This is a genomic window from Pseudarthrobacter sp. 1C304 (assembly GCF_052245515.1).
GTDB lineage: Bacteria > Actinomycetota > Actinomycetes > Actinomycetales > Micrococcaceae > Arthrobacter.
Map to the genome: position 1 here is coordinate 300,227 of NZ_JBQQCH010000004.1, position 16,194 is coordinate 316,420.

Annotated in this window: 11 protein-coding genes and 1 pseudogene; 4 read left to right on the plus strand and 8 right to left on the minus strand. The window is 70.7% G+C overall.

Annotated elements, in window-relative coordinates; all coding sequences use genetic code 11:
• Nucleotide 1: 1 nt before the first annotated feature.
• Nucleotides 2-1,714, plus strand: a complete 1,713-nt coding sequence (locus ACTWQD_RS10720) for a dolichyl-phosphate-mannose--protein mannosyltransferase (RefSeq protein ID WP_443196107.1) — start codon at nucleotides 2-4, stop codon at nucleotides 1,712-1,714.
• 57 nt (nucleotides 1,715-1,771) lie between these two features.
• Nucleotides 1,772-3,601, plus strand: coding sequence for an AMP-dependent synthetase/ligase (locus ACTWQD_RS10725; RefSeq protein WP_443196108.1), 1,830 nt, complete (start codon nucleotides 1,772-1,774; stop codon nucleotides 3,599-3,601).
• Nucleotides 3,602-3,873: 272 nt separating this feature from the next.
• Here the strand turns inward: ACTWQD_RS10725 and ACTWQD_RS10730 are convergent.
• From ACTWQD_RS10730 to ACTWQD_RS10750, 5 genes and pseudogenes are all read right to left on the minus strand, one after another.
• Nucleotides 3,874-4,881 (minus strand): annotated as a pseudogene (locus ACTWQD_RS10730) (TIGR01906 family membrane protein); the annotation flags it as partial.
• Nucleotides 4,882-5,017: 136 nt separating this feature from the next.
• Nucleotides 5,018-6,280, minus strand: coding sequence for an Ig-like domain-containing protein (locus tag ACTWQD_RS10735; protein ID WP_443196109.1), 1,263 nt, complete (start codon nucleotides 6,278-6,280; stop codon nucleotides 5,018-5,020).
• 227 nt (nucleotides 6,281-6,507) lie between these two features.
• Entirely contained in the window at nucleotides 6,508-7,986 is a 1,479-nt protein-coding gene (gene ahcY / locus ACTWQD_RS10740; protein ID WP_443196110.1) for an adenosylhomocysteinase, read from the minus strand.
• Nucleotides 7,987-8,134: 148 nt separating this feature from the next.
• Nucleotides 8,135-8,365, minus strand: coding sequence for a Trm112 family protein (locus tag ACTWQD_RS10745; RefSeq protein WP_443196111.1), 231 nt, complete (start codon nucleotides 8,363-8,365; stop codon nucleotides 8,135-8,137).
• A gap of 82 nt (nucleotides 8,366-8,447) precedes the next feature.
• Nucleotides 8,448-8,837, minus strand: coding sequence for a DUF3499 domain-containing protein (locus ACTWQD_RS10750; RefSeq protein WP_443196203.1), 390 nt, complete (start codon nucleotides 8,835-8,837; stop codon nucleotides 8,448-8,450).
• A 106-nt stretch (nucleotides 8,838-8,943) separates the two neighbouring features.
• Between ACTWQD_RS10750 and ACTWQD_RS10755 the strand changes: the two genes are divergently transcribed.
• Nucleotides 8,944-9,462, plus strand: coding sequence for a metallopeptidase family protein (locus tag ACTWQD_RS10755; protein ID WP_443196112.1), 519 nt, complete (start codon nucleotides 8,944-8,946; stop codon nucleotides 9,460-9,462).
• A gap of 33 nt (nucleotides 9,463-9,495) precedes the next feature.
• Here the strand turns inward: ACTWQD_RS10755 and ACTWQD_RS10760 are convergent, their stop codons facing one another.
• Genes ACTWQD_RS10760 through ACTWQD_RS10770 form a run of 3 tightly spaced genes read right to left on the minus strand, consistent with a single transcriptional unit; the run spans nucleotide 9,496 to nucleotide 15,114 of the window.
• A complete protein-coding gene (locus ACTWQD_RS10760) occupies nucleotides 9,496-11,202 on the minus strand; it encodes a DUF5719 family protein (RefSeq protein WP_443196113.1) in 1,707 nt (568 codons plus the stop codon).
• Complete coding sequence (locus ACTWQD_RS10765; RefSeq protein ID WP_443196114.1) at nucleotides 11,189-14,542, minus strand: glycosyltransferase; 3,354 nt, start codon at nucleotides 14,540-14,542, stop codon at nucleotides 11,189-11,191. The genes ACTWQD_RS10760 and ACTWQD_RS10765 overlap by 14 nt, the downstream gene beginning before the upstream one ends.
• A 29-nt stretch (nucleotides 14,543-14,571) precedes the next feature.
• On the minus strand, nucleotides 14,572-15,114 hold the full coding sequence (locus ACTWQD_RS10770) for a WhiB family transcriptional regulator (protein ID WP_443196115.1): 543 nt from the start codon (nucleotides 15,112-15,114) through the stop codon (nucleotides 14,572-14,574).
• 348 nt (nucleotides 15,115-15,462) lie between these two features.
• Here ACTWQD_RS10770 and ACTWQD_RS10775 point away from each other — a divergent pair, with 348 nt between their 5' ends.
• A complete protein-coding gene (locus tag ACTWQD_RS10775) occupies nucleotides 15,463-16,167 on the plus strand; it encodes a TIGR03089 family protein (RefSeq protein ID WP_443196116.1) in 705 nt (234 codons plus the stop codon).
• The last annotated feature ends 27 nt before the right edge of the window (nucleotides 16,168-16,194 follow it).

Consider the following 16,194-nt stretch of genomic DNA (forward strand, 5'->3'; position numbering starts at 1 on the left):
CATGGGCTTCGTGACGCAGACCTCCACGCGGCCTGTCGACGCCGGTTCCACCGGATCGGCGCCCCCAGCCAGCAGCACCGGACGCAATCTGGAGAGGCACCGCTGGATCAGCCGCCCGGCGGAGGCGTTCACACCTGCGGCCCTCAAGGGCCGCCTGATCGGCTTTCCGGGAAGCTGGCGGGAGTATCCGCCCGGACTCCGCCTGTGGTTCTGGCTCATCCCCGCCCTCACCGCGGCGCTCGGCGGGATCCTGCGTTTCGTGCGGCTGGACACACCCCGCAACCTGGTCTTCGATGAGACGTACTACGTCAAGGACGGCTACTCGTTCCTGGTCAGCGGCTACGAACGGTCCTGGCCGGACAAGGCCAACGAGGCGTTCGTCGCCGGCAATCCCGGCGTGCTGCTGGACACCCCGGAATACGTTGTCCACCCGCCGGTCGGCAAGTGGATGATCGCCGCGGGGATGTGGCTCTTCGGCCCCGACAATCCCTTCGGCTGGCGCTTCGGGGCGGCGCTGACAGGCACACTGTCGATTTTCCTGGTGGCCCTGATCGCCCAGAAACTCTTCCGTTCGCTGACCCTCGGTGCGGTGGCCGGTGTGCTGCTGGCGGTGGACGGGCACCACCTGGTGATGTCCCGGACGTCCCTGCTGGACATCTTCCTCATGTTCTGGGTCCTTGCCGCGTTCGGAGCCCTGCTGATGGACCGCGACGACGGCCGCAGGCGGCTCGCTGCCCGGCTCGGCCGGCAGGCCGCCGCCGCCCCGGACGGACGGCCCAGCATGCTCCAGCTGGCGTCCGGGCCCTGGCTCGGGATCCGCTGGTGGCGGCTCGCCGCCGGCGTGTGCCTGGGGCTGGCCGTCGGGACCAAATGGTCAGCGCTGTTCTTCCTGGCCGCTTTCGGGCTGCTGACCGTCTTCTGGGACCTCAGCGCGCGCCGGATCGCCGGAGTCCACGGGTGGATCAGCGGCGGGATCCTCAAAGACGGAATCCCCGCGTTCCTCAGCATCGTCCCGGTGGCCGCTGCGGTGTACGCAGCCACCTGGACCGGCTGGTTCCGTTCCACGGACGCCTATTTCCGGAAGTGGGCCCAGACCGTTCCGTCGGCGGACTGGGGCTGGCTGCCCGACGCCGTCCGGTCCCTGGCGCACTACCATCTGGAGGCCTACAAGTTCCACCAGGGCCTCAGTTCGGACCACCCCTACGAGGCCAGCGCCTGGAGCTGGCTGGTGCTGGGCCGGCCCACATCTTTCTTCTATGAGTCCCCCAAGCTGGGCAGCCCGGGCTGTGACACGGCCAGCTGCACCACAGCGATCCTTTCCGTCGGCAACCCGGTGATCTGGTGGGGGGCCGCGGTCAGCCTGGGTGTTCTGCTCTTCTGGTGGGCCGGGCGCCGCGACTGGCGCGCGGGGGCCGTCCTGGCGGGTGTGGCGGCCGGCTACCTGCCCTGGTTCCTGTACCCGGAACGCACCATGTTCTACTTCTACGCCGTGTCCTTCGAGCCCTTCCTGGTGCTGGGTCTGGTGTACTGCCTGGGCCTGGTCCTGGGGCAGCGCACCGACCCGCCATGGCGGCGGCGGTCCGGGCTCTACATCGTTACGCTCTTCATCGTCACGGCCGTTGTGGTCTCGGCGTTCTTCTATCCGGTCTGGACCGCCGAAACCATCTCCTACCAGGACTGGCGGTTCCGGATGTGGATGCCGTCCTGGATCTAGGGCAGGATTGCAGGGGCGTGAGCCTGCGCCCCGCCGGCCCGGAATGGAGAAACCGCTGTGAGAGAAGCAAGCACGGGACTGCTCGTCGAGCTCGATCCGGGCAGCAATGTGACCGACCTGCTGCTGGAGCAGCACGCCAAGGATCCGGTGCATCCCCTCTATTCCCGCAAGGGACCGTCCGGCTGGGCCGATGTGACCGCACAGCAGTTCCTGGACCAGGTCCGGGCACTGGCGAAGGGCCTCATTGCCGGCGGCATCACCCCCGGCGAAACCGTGGCGGTGATGGCGGGCACACGGTACGAGTGGACCGTGGTGGATTTCGCCATCTGGTTCGCCGGCGGGGTGCCTGTCCCCATCTATGAAACGTCTTCGGCGAGCCAGGTCGAATGGATCCTGCACGACTCCGGCGCGCGGCGCATCTTCGCCGAAAACGAGGAGAAATACCGCCTCGTCCAGACCGTCCTGGACGCTTCCGGGCTGCTCGGAGACACCGTGCTCCCCGTGGTCCGGATGGACTACGACGGCGCCGCCCCCAACCTCGCCAGCCTGGCCGCCGCAGGCACGGGGGTCGGCGACGCCGAACTGGAGCGGCACCGCTCCGCGGCCCGGCTCGACGACGTCGCGTCCCTGGTCTACACCTCCGGCACCACGGGCCGGCCCAAGGGCTGCGAAATCACGCACGGCAATTTTGCCCTGGTGGCCAAGAACATTGTGCTGTTCCTTCCCGAGATCCTGTTGCAGCCCCGCACCAGGACCCTGATGTTCCTGCCGCTGGCCCACGTCCTGGCCCGCGCCGTCCAAGTCATCTGCCTCAGCGCCGGCAGCACCGTGGGGCACACCGCCTCCGCCAAGGACCTGCTGGAGGACCTGGCCAGCTTCAAACCGACGTTCCTGCTGGTGGTGCCGCGCATCTTCGAGAAGATCTACGCCGGGGCGGCCCGCAAAGCCGCCCTCGCGGGCAAGGAGCGGTTGTTCGAGTCGGCGGCCGCCGTCGCCGTCGACTACTCCAAGGCCCAGGACGCAGCCGGCCGGGGCACCGCTCCGGGCCCCGGGCCGGTGCTCCGCGCCAAGCACGCCCTCTTCGACCGGCTGTTCTACCCCAAGCTCCGCCAGGCGTTCGGCGGACAGGTGGGATACACGGTGTCCGGGGCGAGCCCGCTGGGCCTCCACGACGCGCACTTCTTCCGGGGGGCAGGCATCCCCGTCCTCGAGGGCTACGGCCTCACCGAAACCACGGCCCCATGCACCGCCAACACGCCCACCCGGACCAAAGTGGGCACGGTGGGCATCCCGGTGCCCGGAACCACCATCCGGGTCGCCGAGGACGGCGAGATCCTGGTCAAGGGCATCGGCGTCTTCAAGGGGTACCACAACAACGCCGCGGCGAATGCGGAAGCGTTTACGGACGGGTTCTTCCACACCGGCGACCTCGGGTCCCTGGACAGCGACGGGTTCCTGACCATCACGGGCCGGAAGAAGGACCTGCTGGTCACCGCCGGCGGCAAGAACGTTGCACCCGGCCCGCTGGAGGAGAAGATCCGCGAGCACGAGCTGGTGCTGCAGGCCGTGGTGGTCGGGGACGGCAGGCCGTTCGTGTCGGCCCTGATCAACCTGGACCCGGAGGGACTGGAAAACTGGTGCGCCGCGAACAAGGTGCCCGCCATGAGCCCCGCCGAAGCCAGCGGCAGCGACCTGGTGCGCCGGGAGCTGCAGCGGGCAGTGGACCTGGCGAACGCGCTGGTCTCCCAGGCCGAGTCGATCCGCAGCTTCGCCGTACTGGACGCAGACTTCACCGTGGAGTCCGGGCACCTGACGCCGTCGCTGAAACTCAAGCGGGCCGCCGTCGTGCGCGATTTTGAAGCGGAGATCAGCCGGATCTACGGCTGACCCCCGCGGCGCCGCTAGACGGTACTGGAGTGTCCCCGCGCCGGAGTGCCGGGCGTCCCGGAGTCCGCCGTGCCCGAAGCCCCGCTGCCGGCGCCCGTGTCCCCGTCAGTGCTTCCCTTGGAGGTGCCGGACCTGTCCCGCCGGAAGCGGGACCGCTTGGCGGGGGCGGCGCCGTCAGACTCAGCCTCAGCAGCCGACCCGGCCCCGGCCGGAACTTCGTCCGCCGCGTCCGCGGCCGCAGGGTCCGTGTCCGCCGCGTCCGCGGGCGCAGGGTCCGTGGCCGCAGGGTCCGTGGCCACTGCGCCGCGCTTGGGCAGCCCGCGGCGCTTGCGCGTCGGCCAGGTGAGGATGAGGGTCACCAGCGAAGCGAGCAGCACCAGGCCGGCGACGGTGATGCCGCCATCCACCCAGAACTGGCCCGGGAAGAGCCGGATCAGGGTGTCCTGCAGCGCGAACGTCCACGTGCCGCTCGCGAAGAAAATGCTGTGGAACTGGGCGAAGAACTGCTCCCAGCCCAGCGCAGCCAGCACGCCGAGGCTGAGGATCACGGTGAGGGCGATGACGGACCCTGCGAACAGTCCGCGCCGCACTCCCCCCGGGGTGCGGCGCCGCAGGTAGATCACCGCGATGAGGCTCAGCAGCATCAGCAGGGCGCCGGCGCCGTACGCGGACAGGATGACCACCTTGACGTCGGCCATGTGGCTGACCTCGCCGTCTCCGAACAACGGGTCGCCGCTGCGGTTGACCAGTTCGCCAAGGTAGCGCGGGCCCGCCCAGTTGCCGAGGTAGTCCACGGCGTACGAGCCGTACGTCATGCGGTCGTCGGTGCTGAAACCGTAGCCGTCGCCGGGGAACCCGGGACGGTTGTATTCCACCCAGAGGAACAACGGGCTGGCGACGGCGCGGACGGCCAGCACCAGAAGGATGACGGGGAAGCACACCGCCAGCAGGACCTGCATCACGCGCGGGGCTACAGGCTTGGCTTTCGCCGCGAGCTCGCGCTCCGCGTTCCGGCGCTGCACTTCCTCCTCCGGCGGCCGGACCTGGAGGGCGGAGGTGGGCAGCGGCTCGTTGTAGATGGCGCGCTCTGATGCAACTGCACTGTCTGATGGCTGCACGACGGCGGCTTCCGCGGCCTTGCGGTCGGCGCGGCTTCCGGCCTGGGGACGCTGGTCCGCGGGCTTCGGCTTCATCCACTCGAACGCGGGTTCGTCGGAATCGTCGGCCGGATCCAGCGGCGGATCCTGTCGGTTCGGAGGGGTGGGACTTGAGTCAGTCACTGCAGCTTCGCTTCCGTAGGTGTCCGCGCCGCCGGCCGGGGCCCGGCAACGCTACATATCTGCTTCCGAGCCTACCGCCCGAGCCTCGCCGCGGGCGAGGTGCCACCCCGTGGAGCGCGGGCGGATTCCCGCGCCGTCAGCGCTTGGCGTACTGCGCCCAGGGGATGTTCCAGTCGCCGAATCCCTCGAGCGGCTCCACGGCGGGGGCTCCGGTGTTGAGGGTCTGCACCACGTCGCCGGTCGTCATGTTGTTGAAGAACCAGGCGGCGTCCGCCGGGAGCAGGCCGACGCAGCCGTGCGAAACGTTGGCCCGGCCCACCGCACCCCACGCGGATTGGAGGGCCTGGTGGACGTAGACGCCGGAGCTGGTGAGCCGGTTGGCGTATTCCACGGTGAGGGGCGGGTAGTAGCCTTTGTCGCCGGGTTTAAGCCCGATGCTGCCGGCGTTGAAGTCGGAGGTCCGTTCCTGCTCCATGATCACGGCGAAGCCGGTCGGGGAGAGCCAGTCGGGGTCCCCCAGCGTGACCGGGGCCGTCTTAACCAGCTGTCCGTCGAAGTAGACCTTCATGGTCTTGGTGATGTCGTCCACGACGGCGAGGCGCTGCGGCCCGACGGTGAAGGAAACCGTGGAGTCGGAGTTGCCGATCATCTTGTTGCCGAAATCGACGCCGAAGAGCTTCAGGTCCACGGTGACCACACTGTTGGACGCCCAGAACGCTTCCGGCCGGATCCGGACGCGGCGGTCCGAATACCACCGCCATGCCACGGCCTGGCCGGAGGTCGCCGTGACGGTGACCGCCTTTTCCATCGCTTCCTTGTTCAGCACCGGTTCGCTGAACACAATCTCGATGGGCTGGCCGGCACCGACGGTGGTGCCGCTCCGCGGGTACACGGCGGCATCCGCTTCATTGGCCGCGGTGACGGTGCCGAAGGTCTGTGCCTTTTTGGTCTCCCGTCCGGCCTGGTCGACGATGGTGAAGCTGTACTTGTACTTCGTGTCGAACTCGAGCGGGTCCTCGGCCGTCCAGGTGGAGCCGTCGGCACTGGTGGTCCCCGGGACGCGGTCCCCTCCGTCGGCCGGGACCAGCACCACGTCCTTCACCGTGCCGTTCACTGCCTTGATCGAGGGCGGGGCGGCGGGGTTGACGCCTTTGGCGCCGTCGGTCGGGGTCACGCCCAGCTCGACGGGCTTCACGACGGGCGCAGCAAGGCCGGACACGTTCCGCATCGGTGCCGAGGCCTCCGAGGGCATGTCCGCGTGGGCCCAGCCGGGTGCGGTGGCGACGCCGATGCCGCCCGCGGCGACAGCCGCGCAGATGGCCAGGACAGCCAGCATTTTCCCGGTGTTGCGGGGACGCTGTCCCGGCTTCCGGCGCCGGCGCCCGCTGTCTTCAGTCATGACCACTTCCAGTATTCCCCCGCTATTGCCCCGCTATTTCTGCCTGCAAGCCCAGCTCAAGGCTCACGGTTCCCTCATGCCAGCATAAGCGAAGCAGCAGGGGGCTACGGCCCCGGTCGTGGCACGATCAGGTCACAAAAGGAGCCCCGGACCGGCAAGTTGTGCACGGTCCGGGGCTCCCTGTCCGGGGGCGCCGCAGCGCTGCCGGGCCCTGATGCGGTAACTTCCTAGTAGCGGTAGTGCTCCGGCTTGTACGGGCCGGAAACCTCCAGGTCCAGGTACTCAGCCTGCTCCTTCGACAGTTCGGTGAGCTCGACGCCGAGGGCGTCAAGGTGCAGCCGGGCCACCTTCTCGTCGAGGATCTTGGGCAGCACGTAGACCTGCTTCTCGTACTCCCGCTCGCCCTCCGGCTGGTCCCGCTTGGTGAACAGCTCGATCTGCGCGATGGTCTGGTTGGCGAACGAGTTGCTCATCACGAAGGACGGGTGGCCGGTGGCGTTGCCGAGGTTCAGCAGGCGCCCTTCGGAGAGCACGATGATGGACTTCTCCCCGTCCGTTCCCTCGTCGAAGACCCACTCATGCACCTGCGGCTTGATCTCGACCTTCTTGATGCCGGGGATCCGGGCCAGTCCGGCCATGTCGATCTCGTTGTCGAAGTGGCCGATGTTGCCCACAATCGCCTTGTCACGCATGCCGGCCATGTGCTCGGCCAGGATGACGTCCTTGTTGCCCGTCGTGGTGATGAAGATGTGGCCCTCGCTGAGGACGGATTCCAGCTTTGCCACCTGGTAGCCGTCCATGGCGGCCTGGAGCGCGCAGATGGGGTCGATTTCGGTGACGATCACGCGTGAGCCCTGGCCGCGGAACGCCTCGGCGGCGCCCTTGCCGACGTCGCCGTAGCCGCAGACGACGGCGACCTTGCCGCCCATCAGGACGTCGGTGGCGCGGTTGATGCCGTCCGGCAGGGAGTGGCGGATGCCGTACTTGTTGTCGAACTTGCTCTTGGTGACCGAATCGTTGACGTTGATGGCCGGGAACAGCAGTTTGCCCTGCTCCGCGAGCTGGTAGAGGCGGTGCACGCCGGTGGTGGTTTCCTCGGTGACGCCGAGCAGGCGGGAGCCGATGCGGGTCCACTTCTGCGCGTCGGCCTGCAGCGAGGCGCGGAGCACGTCGAGGAAGACGCGGCCTTCCTCGGACTCGTCGTCCGCGGCGGCCGGGACCGTGCCGAGGGCTTCGAATTCGACGCCCTTGTGGACCAGCATGGTGGCGTCTCCGCCGTCGTCCAGGATCATGTTGGGTCCAAGGTCCGGGTTGCTGTCCGCGCCGGGCCAGGTCAGGATCTGCTCGGCCGTCCACCAGTATTCGGCCAGCGTCTCGCCCTTCCAGGCGAACACGGGCACGCCGCGGGGATCCTCCACCGTTCCGTTGCCCACCACGACGGCGGCGGCCGCTTCGTCCTGGGTGGAGAAGATGTTGCAGGAGGCCCAGCGGACCTCGGCGCCGAGCGCGGTGAGGGTCTCGATCAGCACGGCGGTCTGCACGGTCATGTGCAGGGAGCCGGCGATCCGGGCTCCCTTGAGCGGCTGGCTGGCGCCGAATTCCTCGCGCAGGGACATCAGGCCGGGCATCTCATGCTCGGCGAGGCGGATCTGGTGGCGTCCGGCCTCGGCCAGGGAGATGTCGGCAATCTTGTAATCGAAGGTCATGGCAATCCTTTGCTGTGGCGGGCGGTCCGGGCCTGGCTGTCCGGAAATTGGCTGTCCGGACGCTGGCTGTCCGGGCAAGCCCGGGGGGCGTGCTTGTCAGTGGCTGGAAGTACTTCGGCGCCGGACGGCGGAACGATGGGCCGGCGGTTCAGGCCCCGGCCTGGGTGCCGGCGTCGTGCTGGAACGAGGGGGCGGCAGCGGCTGCCGGGAGCAGTTCCGGCGGGAGCAGCAGCGGGATGCCGTCCTCGATGGTGTAGCGCAGCTTCTCGCCGGAGGGCCCGGCCGTTGCGGCGACGAGTTCCTCGCCCTCCTGCACCAGCGCGGAGCCTGTCACGGGGCATCGCAGGACAGACAACAGTTCGGGGCTGATCTTCGGCATGGTGGACGCTCCCTGGTGGACGCCGCAGCGGGCGCCGGTGGCTTACGGATTTTGCAGTTCCCAGCCTACCGCCAGTTGTAAGTTACGACGGTTCGCGCAGGACCCGCAGGTGTCCCCGGCGGGTGCCCTCGGCCGCCGGCGGAGCTTCAAGGGCGGCGTGTGCACCGCGCTGGGCCGGGCCGGACTCGGGCGTGGCGGGCCGTGCGGCCGCCTCCCGGACGGCGTTGGCGAGGGCCAGCAGGTCGTCGGGGCCGGGGCCGGCCGGAGTGGCCGGCATGGCCAGCCGCAGCACTTCCCAGCCGCGCGGAACGGTCAAGGATCCGGCGTGCTGTTCACACAGGTCGTAGCAGTGCGGTTCGGCGTAGGTGGCCAGGGGGCCGAGCACCGCGGTGGAATCGGCATAGACGTACGTCAAAGTCGCCACCGCCGAATTGCGGCAGGCTGACCTTGAACAAAGACGAATCGCACCCACGACATCACAGACTACTCCCCCGCGCCGCCGGACGCCGCCCGGCGCGCTGGCGGCGGGTCGGCCGGCCCATATCGCGTAAACCATGCGGCGGGTTTAGAGTCGAGATATGCAGTCATCGCACCACGATCCGGGTTTTACGGTCCGCTTGGCTGAAACGGACGCCGGACGCCACGACGCCGATTCCGGCCTTGCCGCGCCGAGGAGCTTCCGGCAGCGGCGGCGGAACCGGCACGGCCGCGGGCTTCGCGGCGAGCTGATGCTGCCCACCCTGCCGGGGTACCGCACCCGGTCGGACCGCTTCGACGACTTTGTCCTGGACTCGGCGGAGCGCCTCCACGACATCTGGGGCAAGCCGCTGGACGGCGTCCGCTTCGCCGTCGACGAGATTCCGCCCGGGCTTGAGCAGCTCGTCGCGGACCGCGCCCCCGCCCCGATGGGCGCCTACTCCCCCGCCACGCCGGAGGAAGGCCCTGTCATTACCCTGTACCGCCGGGTGGTGGAGCAGGCCTGCGGCAGCCGCGACGAACTCCAGGACCTGGTCCATGACGTCGTCGTGGAGTACACGGCCGAGATGCTGGGCGTGCCGCCGGAGTCGCTGGACCCCGTCTACCGCCGCCGTTACTAGGACTGCACCGCCGGGCGGGCACCACCTGCCCGGTCAATAGCCGAGGGTCACCGGGATCTGTTCCTGCCCCGCCGCCCCGGGGGCAATCGCGATGGTGGAGACGTCCTGCTTGCCGTCCTGCTGCACCAGCACGGCCCCGTACGCGGGATCACCCGCGGCGGAGACGAGGTAGCCGACCAGCGCTGAGCCCTCCACGTCGGCCGGGACTTCAATGGAGGCAGTGGTGCCGCCGGCGATGTCGGCCGCGGCCGCGGCGCGGATCTTGCCGTCCGCCGTGACCGGAGTGTAGGTGATCGTGGCGCGGCCCTCGGGAGCGCCGAAGACAAGATAGCGCTTCCCCGAGCCGGGGACCGGCACGACGTGCTGGCTGCCCAGCCGTGCAGAGGCTGCGGACCACGCGAAATCGACGGGTTCCGCGGCATTGAGGCCGCGGGTGAGGCGGGCTGCCGCGGTGATGGAAACGTCCGAACTGACGGCCACCGTGTAGGGCCCGGCCGGCACCCCGGAGAGCGGAATCTCGGTGACCGATCCGGCCTTGGCCGTGACCGCCCCGCCGCCCGGCAGGGCCTTCTCGCCGTCCCGCCCGAACAGCTTGACCGCCACCACCGCGTCGGCGGACCCGGGCACGGTGATGTGCAGGGCAGGTCCCGCGTCCCCGAAGCCGGGTTTGCCGGTGAGTTCCGCCAGCCCGGCCGGATCCTGGATGTCGACGCCGGTGACCACCTGGCGGAGGGCCGGGGCCGCGGCGGGGGCGATGAACTCGACACCGCCCGGTGTCAGTCCCCGCAGGACGCTTTGCTGGATGGCGGCGGCCACGGGCCCGCCGGCGCTGCGCACCCGGACGCTGAGCCGCTCCTGGCCCGGCGCCAGCCCGCCGAGGATGACTGAGCGGGCGGTGCCCGGGGCGACGAGAAGTCCGCGGCTGCCCGGGGCCTGGATCTGCCCCTTGGCTCCGAACAGGTCGAGGCTGACGGTGGCCGGGCTGCTGGAGGCGTTGGTGAGGTTCAGGACGGCTGTCCGGCCCAGGGACGTGGCGGCGCCGACCAGCCAGAGATCGTTGGCGGGCTGCTGGCATGCTGCGGCCGCCGACCCGCGGAGGTCGCCGTCGTCGGCGGCATAGCGCATCACCGCTCCCGCGGCCGCCTGCCGCCCGTTCTGCGCGTCGGCGCTCAGGACACTCACGCCGTCGACGCCGCGCTGGGACACCACACCGGCCGTCTGGACGGGGGCGCCGCCTGACGGCGCGGAGCTGGCGGATTCCGGCGGGGCCGGCGGGGAGTTGCCGGATTCCGGCGCCGCCGGGGCGAGTTCCACCAGGGCGCTGCCCGCAAGCGAGGCGAGGCGGCTGCCGGGCAGGACGCCGCCGCTGGAACCCAGCACCACGGCGTTGACGTCGCTGCGGGCCGTGGCGGACTCGGGGCTGAACTGCGGGTCGGTGCCCACGGGGGTGCCTTCGAGCAGCCGGGCCGGGCCCGGGCAGACGCCGACGCTGCTGCCTGCGGGGACGGCCGCGAGCGGGGCTTCGACCGGGCGGCTGCTGGCGGAACTTTGCGGGGAAAGCGCTGCCGCGGACACCAGCCCGCCTCCGGCAGCGACCAGCACGACGGCGGTGAGGACGCCTCCCAGCCGGCCGGCGGACGGCAGCGCCTTCCGGCGTGCAGGCGACGCCGGCAGCTCCTGCGGGGTGGCCGCAGGCCCGGAGGCGTCTGGGGTGGTGGCGGGCGTGTCATCCCTGGGCATGGTGGCGTTCCTTCCGCAGGGACCCTTCGTCCCGGGAGAGGCCGGTGTTCGGCCGGCGGGCAGGCATGGGGATGGCAAGCAGGACTGTCAGGCCGATGATGACGGCCTGTGCGACGCCGGCCCAGACGGCCCAGGGCGCTTCGTAACGGAGACTGAGCTGGCCTCCCTGCGGGGGCAGGGTGAAGGCCTGCGCCCAGCCGGAAGTGGTGGAGGTGAGCCGGCGGCCGTCGAGCCAGGCGCTCCAGCCGGGATCGGCGCGTTCAGCCAGCATTACCAGTCGCCCGTCCGGCCCGGCAGGGACCGGGGCATCGGCGGACACTGTCCGGGACGGGACCAGCCCCACCGTGGCGCCCGCGCCGTCGACGATCCGTACCCGGTGCGCGACGTCGGCGGCCTGGAGGACCGGCTGGTTGAGGGGGCTGATCCGCCAGAGCCAGCCGGCGCCCGTCTTGCCGACGGCGACCAGCCCGGGGACGGCGTCCATGCGGCTGGCGGTCAGCTCGGCCGCGGTATCGTCCGCCCGCAGGACCACAAAGCCGACGCCGAGCTGCTCGAGCTCTCCGCGCGGATCAACGCCCTGGCCGGCCACGATCGTGGCAACGACGTTGCGGAGCGAGGCGACCGCGGCGTCGTCGTCCCGGACCTGCTCCTGGCCCGGACCGCCCATGACCGGGCGGGCGGCGGCAATGGTGGAGAGGGCATCGAGCGTGGTGCCGGCGCCGCGCATGAGCGCGGCGTCGAAGGTTCCATCCTCGCCGGTGGAGATCAGCAGCGTGCGGGATTGTTCCGGCCCTTCGCCCCGGTCGATGGCCGTGGCGGGGAGGGTGCGGGGTTCGGCCGGCTGCACCAGCCGCGGCGTGCCCAGCGAGCCGGAGCCGCCTGATGCCGTCCCGGGCAGGCCGGTACCGGCCGCCGGCGGGAGGACATTCTGCGCGGCCCACACGGTGAGACCGGCGAGCGGGCCGGCGAGCAGAAGGACCATGGCTGTGACCGCTGTGGCGCGGACCAGGACCTTGCGGCCCGTCGTTGCCGCGGCGGCCCGGTCGGCGGCGTCCAGCAGGCCTGCGGTGCCGATCAGGGCCGCCCCCAGGAGGGCGAAGGCGGCGGCCGAGACCGCGGGTCCGGTGAAGGGGGTGACCAGGACAATGGCGCTGGCGCCGGTGGCGACCTGGCTGCTGAGCCAGCCTCCGGCCAGCAGCAGGAGCGCGGCAGCCCACAGTGAGCGTGCAGTGCGCGCGGCCCGGCCCGGCAGGAACAGCGCGGCCCCGGCAAGGAGCAGTGCGGGGAGTCCGATCAGGAGCCCCAGCAGGAGCGCCCACGGCACCGCGGAACCGGCGCCGAACACCGGAAGGCCGGTGAGGCCGCCGTCGGCCGCGAAGCGCAGGGGCTGGCCCAGGAACTGCTGCCAGAGCGGTGCGGCGTCGAATCCGAGCGGCACGCCGGGGTCCGCGAGCAGGGCGCGGGGACGGTCCAGGGTGGACACCAGGAACGGGACGAACAAGGCAAGGCTGGGCAGCAGCGCCCACCACACCGTGCGGCCGCGGCGGCCCAACAGGGTGCCGCAAAGCGCCACGAGGACAGCGGCGGGGAGCAGCAGCGAAGGGGCCGCGGCGGTGACGACGGCCAGGGCCAGCCCTGCCGCCGCGGCGGCGGTCCAGGACGGCGTGCCGTTGATTCCGGGCTTGGCCGGGGGCGCCTCGGTGAAGCGCCGTTCGCCGGGGGCCGGCACCGCGTAGCGGCCCCGTCCCGCTGCGGTTCCGGTGGCCCGCAGCAGTGCAAGGACCAGCAGCGGCATCATGACGTGGACAATCAGCGCTCCGGCGCGGCCCTGGTTCAGTGCCACCTGCAGGGCCGGCGCGCCGGCCCAGACGAGGGCGGCCGCAAGGCGCAGGCGGCGGCGCTGCGTCAGGGCCCCCGCGGCGAACCAGGCGCCGAGGGCGGAGAGCGGCATGGCCAGCACCAGCAACCACCCGAGGGCGGCGTTGGCGTCGCCCGCGCCGAGGACACCGAGGGACCACAGCACGTAGCCGAAGGGGTCGGCGTGCCCGGGCAGCCCGGCGCCGAGGGAGATCCACCAGCCGGAGGCGTGGTCCCAGATCTCGCCCAGCTGCTGCGAGGCGGGAATCATCGCACCGCCGGTCACGGCACCGGCGCGGAAGATGTTCAGCAGGCCGATGAGGGAAACCGCGGTGGTGATGAGGATGGCGAGCAGCGCCCCGTTGCCCACCCAGCCGCGCTCCGTGGTGGTGAGGGCGGCAAAGTCATCGGCCGCGTCGCCCGTGGGTTGCTCGGCCAGCGGATCGGGGGCGGCGGGGCTGTCCCCCGAGTCGTCCGCCCCGAGCGCCTCCATCAGGGAACGGCGGTGGGCCCACACTTCACGGCGGGGGGTCTGCAGTCCCCTGATGACCGACCGCCGGATGCGGCGGGTCCGGGCGGCGTTGCGCCGGCCGCGGACCACGGCCGCGGGACGCGCCAGCGCCCCGATGGTCACCAGGAGCTGCGAAAAGCCGTGTCCCGGATCCTTGACGGCAACGCTCAGGACGAGTTTGAAGATGCTGCCCAGCAGCGCGCCGGCCGCGTGCAGCGGGACCATCCACGCGGAGGCGTGCTTGAGCCGCAGGTGCACCTGTGCCTTGCGGGCCGCCGTGGCGTTGCCGAGGGCGTGCGGGCGGTGCGAGACGTGGAACATCCGGGCGCTGGGCACCACCACGACGCGGTGTCCGGCCAGCCGGTTCCGCCAGCAGAAGTCGACGTCGTCGCCGCTGCCCGGCAGTGCCGGGTCGAAGCCGTGCAGGTCCTCCCAGACGTCCCGGCGGACCAGCATGCCGGCGGAGTTGACGGCAAACGTGTCGCTCCGGCCGTCGTACTGCCCCTGGTCGAGCTCGTCGGCCTCGATGAGGGTAAGCCGTTCCGCCCAGCGGCTGGTGGAGAGCCCGACGTCGATCAGCCGGCGTTCGGCATGCCAGTCCAGCTGTTTGCAGCCGGCCACAGTGACGGACGGGGCGCGCTCCACGGCGTGCAGCAGCTCGGCGAGGGCCCCGGGGGCGGGGGCGGCGTCGTCATGCAGCAGCCAGATCCACTCGGTGGCCGCGCCGGCGCCCGCGGGTGCCCCGCTCCAAGGGGCCAGGGTGCCGAGGCCTGCCTGCACCGCGGCGCCCATGCCGCTGCGGGCCTGCTCGAAGACGGTGACGTTGGCTGCGCCGAAGGCCTGTTCGAGGAGGGCCGCCGAGTGGTCGCGGGACCCGGTGTCGACCCCGATGCAGGTGTCCGCGGGCCGGGTCTGGGCTGCCAGCGCCGCCAGGGTCCTGGGGAGAAAATCACCGCCGTCGTGGGAAACCACGACGGCGGTGACTCGTACTTCCTGAAGAATTAGATCGCTCGCTTCCTAAGCCGGCGCCGCTCGCGCTCGGAGAGGCCGCCCCAGATGCCAAAACGCTCGTCGTTGGACAGGGCGTACTCGAGGCACTGCGAGCGGACGTTGCAGGCCCCGCACACCTTCTTGGCGTCGCGGGTGGAGCCACCCTTCTCGGGGAAGAAGGCCTCCGGGTCGGTCTGGGCGCACAACGCATCCGTCTGCCAGCCCAGTTCGCCTTCATCGTCGAAGTCCTGCTGGGAGGGCAGGCCGATCCACACCGGCTGCGCCGTGGTGCCCTGCTGGGCGCCCTCGAGCTCCATGGGCGGGTCGAGGGGGTCGTTGTCCGGGTCCGGACCGGACAAAAGTTCGTCATGGGCCGCGAGGAAGGCCGTGGCCTGGTCCTGCAGCGAGTCATTGGCCTGTTCGTTGTAGCGGTCGGCTGCGTCCGGATCCGCCGGATCCACATACCAGTCGCTCGGCACCCCGCGTGAGCGGTACTTTGCCGTGGCCTGTCCAGCAACGACGGCCTCTTCATGGATACGCTCTGCTAGCCCCATTGGCGTTCCTCTCTGATTTTTGCAGCCTTTGACTGACCCTCGGACACTCGGTTGTGTGCCGGTTTCTGCGCATTGGCCTTCGATACCTAATTACACGTGTGTAAGTATCCGGGAGTCAAGCCACGGCGGAGATAATAATCAACCCCGGATCCAAATCAGGGGCACGCCACGCCCGATTTTTTTCGACGCCGGCCCGGAGAACCCGCGGAATAATCAGGGTGCTGAGTACTTTTGAGAATCTTTCCTGAATTCGCGGGAAAGTTCCCGGGCCGTCCGGGGCCGGCGGCGGATGGCCCGCCCCGGACATGACGGAGATCACACCCGTTCCCGCCGTGACAAGATGAAACCATGAGCATCCCGGCAATCGAACTGATGACAGCCCTGCGGTCCGGCCAGTCCACCTCGCCCCGCCTGACCTGGTACGGCCCCGACGCCGAGCGGGTCGAGGTCTCCGGCCGGGTGCTGGACAACTGGGTGGCGAAGACGTCCAACCTGCTGCAGGACGAACTCGACGCCGAACCCGGGACACGGCTGCGCCTGGACCTGCCGGCCCACTGGAAGTCCGTGATCCTGGCCCTGGCGGCGTGGCAGCTCGGCATGGAGGTGGTCTTCGGGGACGCGGAAGCCGATCTCCTGGCCACCGCCGATCCGGCCGCCGGCGCCGCGCTGGGGGCGTTCGACGCCGTGGTGGCCGTGGCGCTGCCGGCCCTGGCCATGCGGTGGCCAGGCGAACTGCCCACCGGCGTCGTTGACTACGCGGCGGAGGTGCGCTCCCACGGGGATGTGTTTATGCCCCACGTGGACCCGGAGCCGGGGCGGCGTGCCGTGCTGTCCGCCGCGGGGACGGAGCACCTGCACGGCGGCCTGCTGGACGGCTTTGCAGCGGCCCACGACGGCGGCGTGCGGCTCCTCGTGCCGGCCGGCGACGGCCTGGAGACCGCCCTGGCGAGGGCCCTGGGGGTCTGGCACGGCGACGGCTCCGTGGTGCTGGTGCACCCCGACGTCGAGGTGACGGAGAAGCTGCTCGCGGACGAGCGCGTCAGCGCCAGCTGAGCGCCGCCCGGCAGGGCAGAGCAGGAC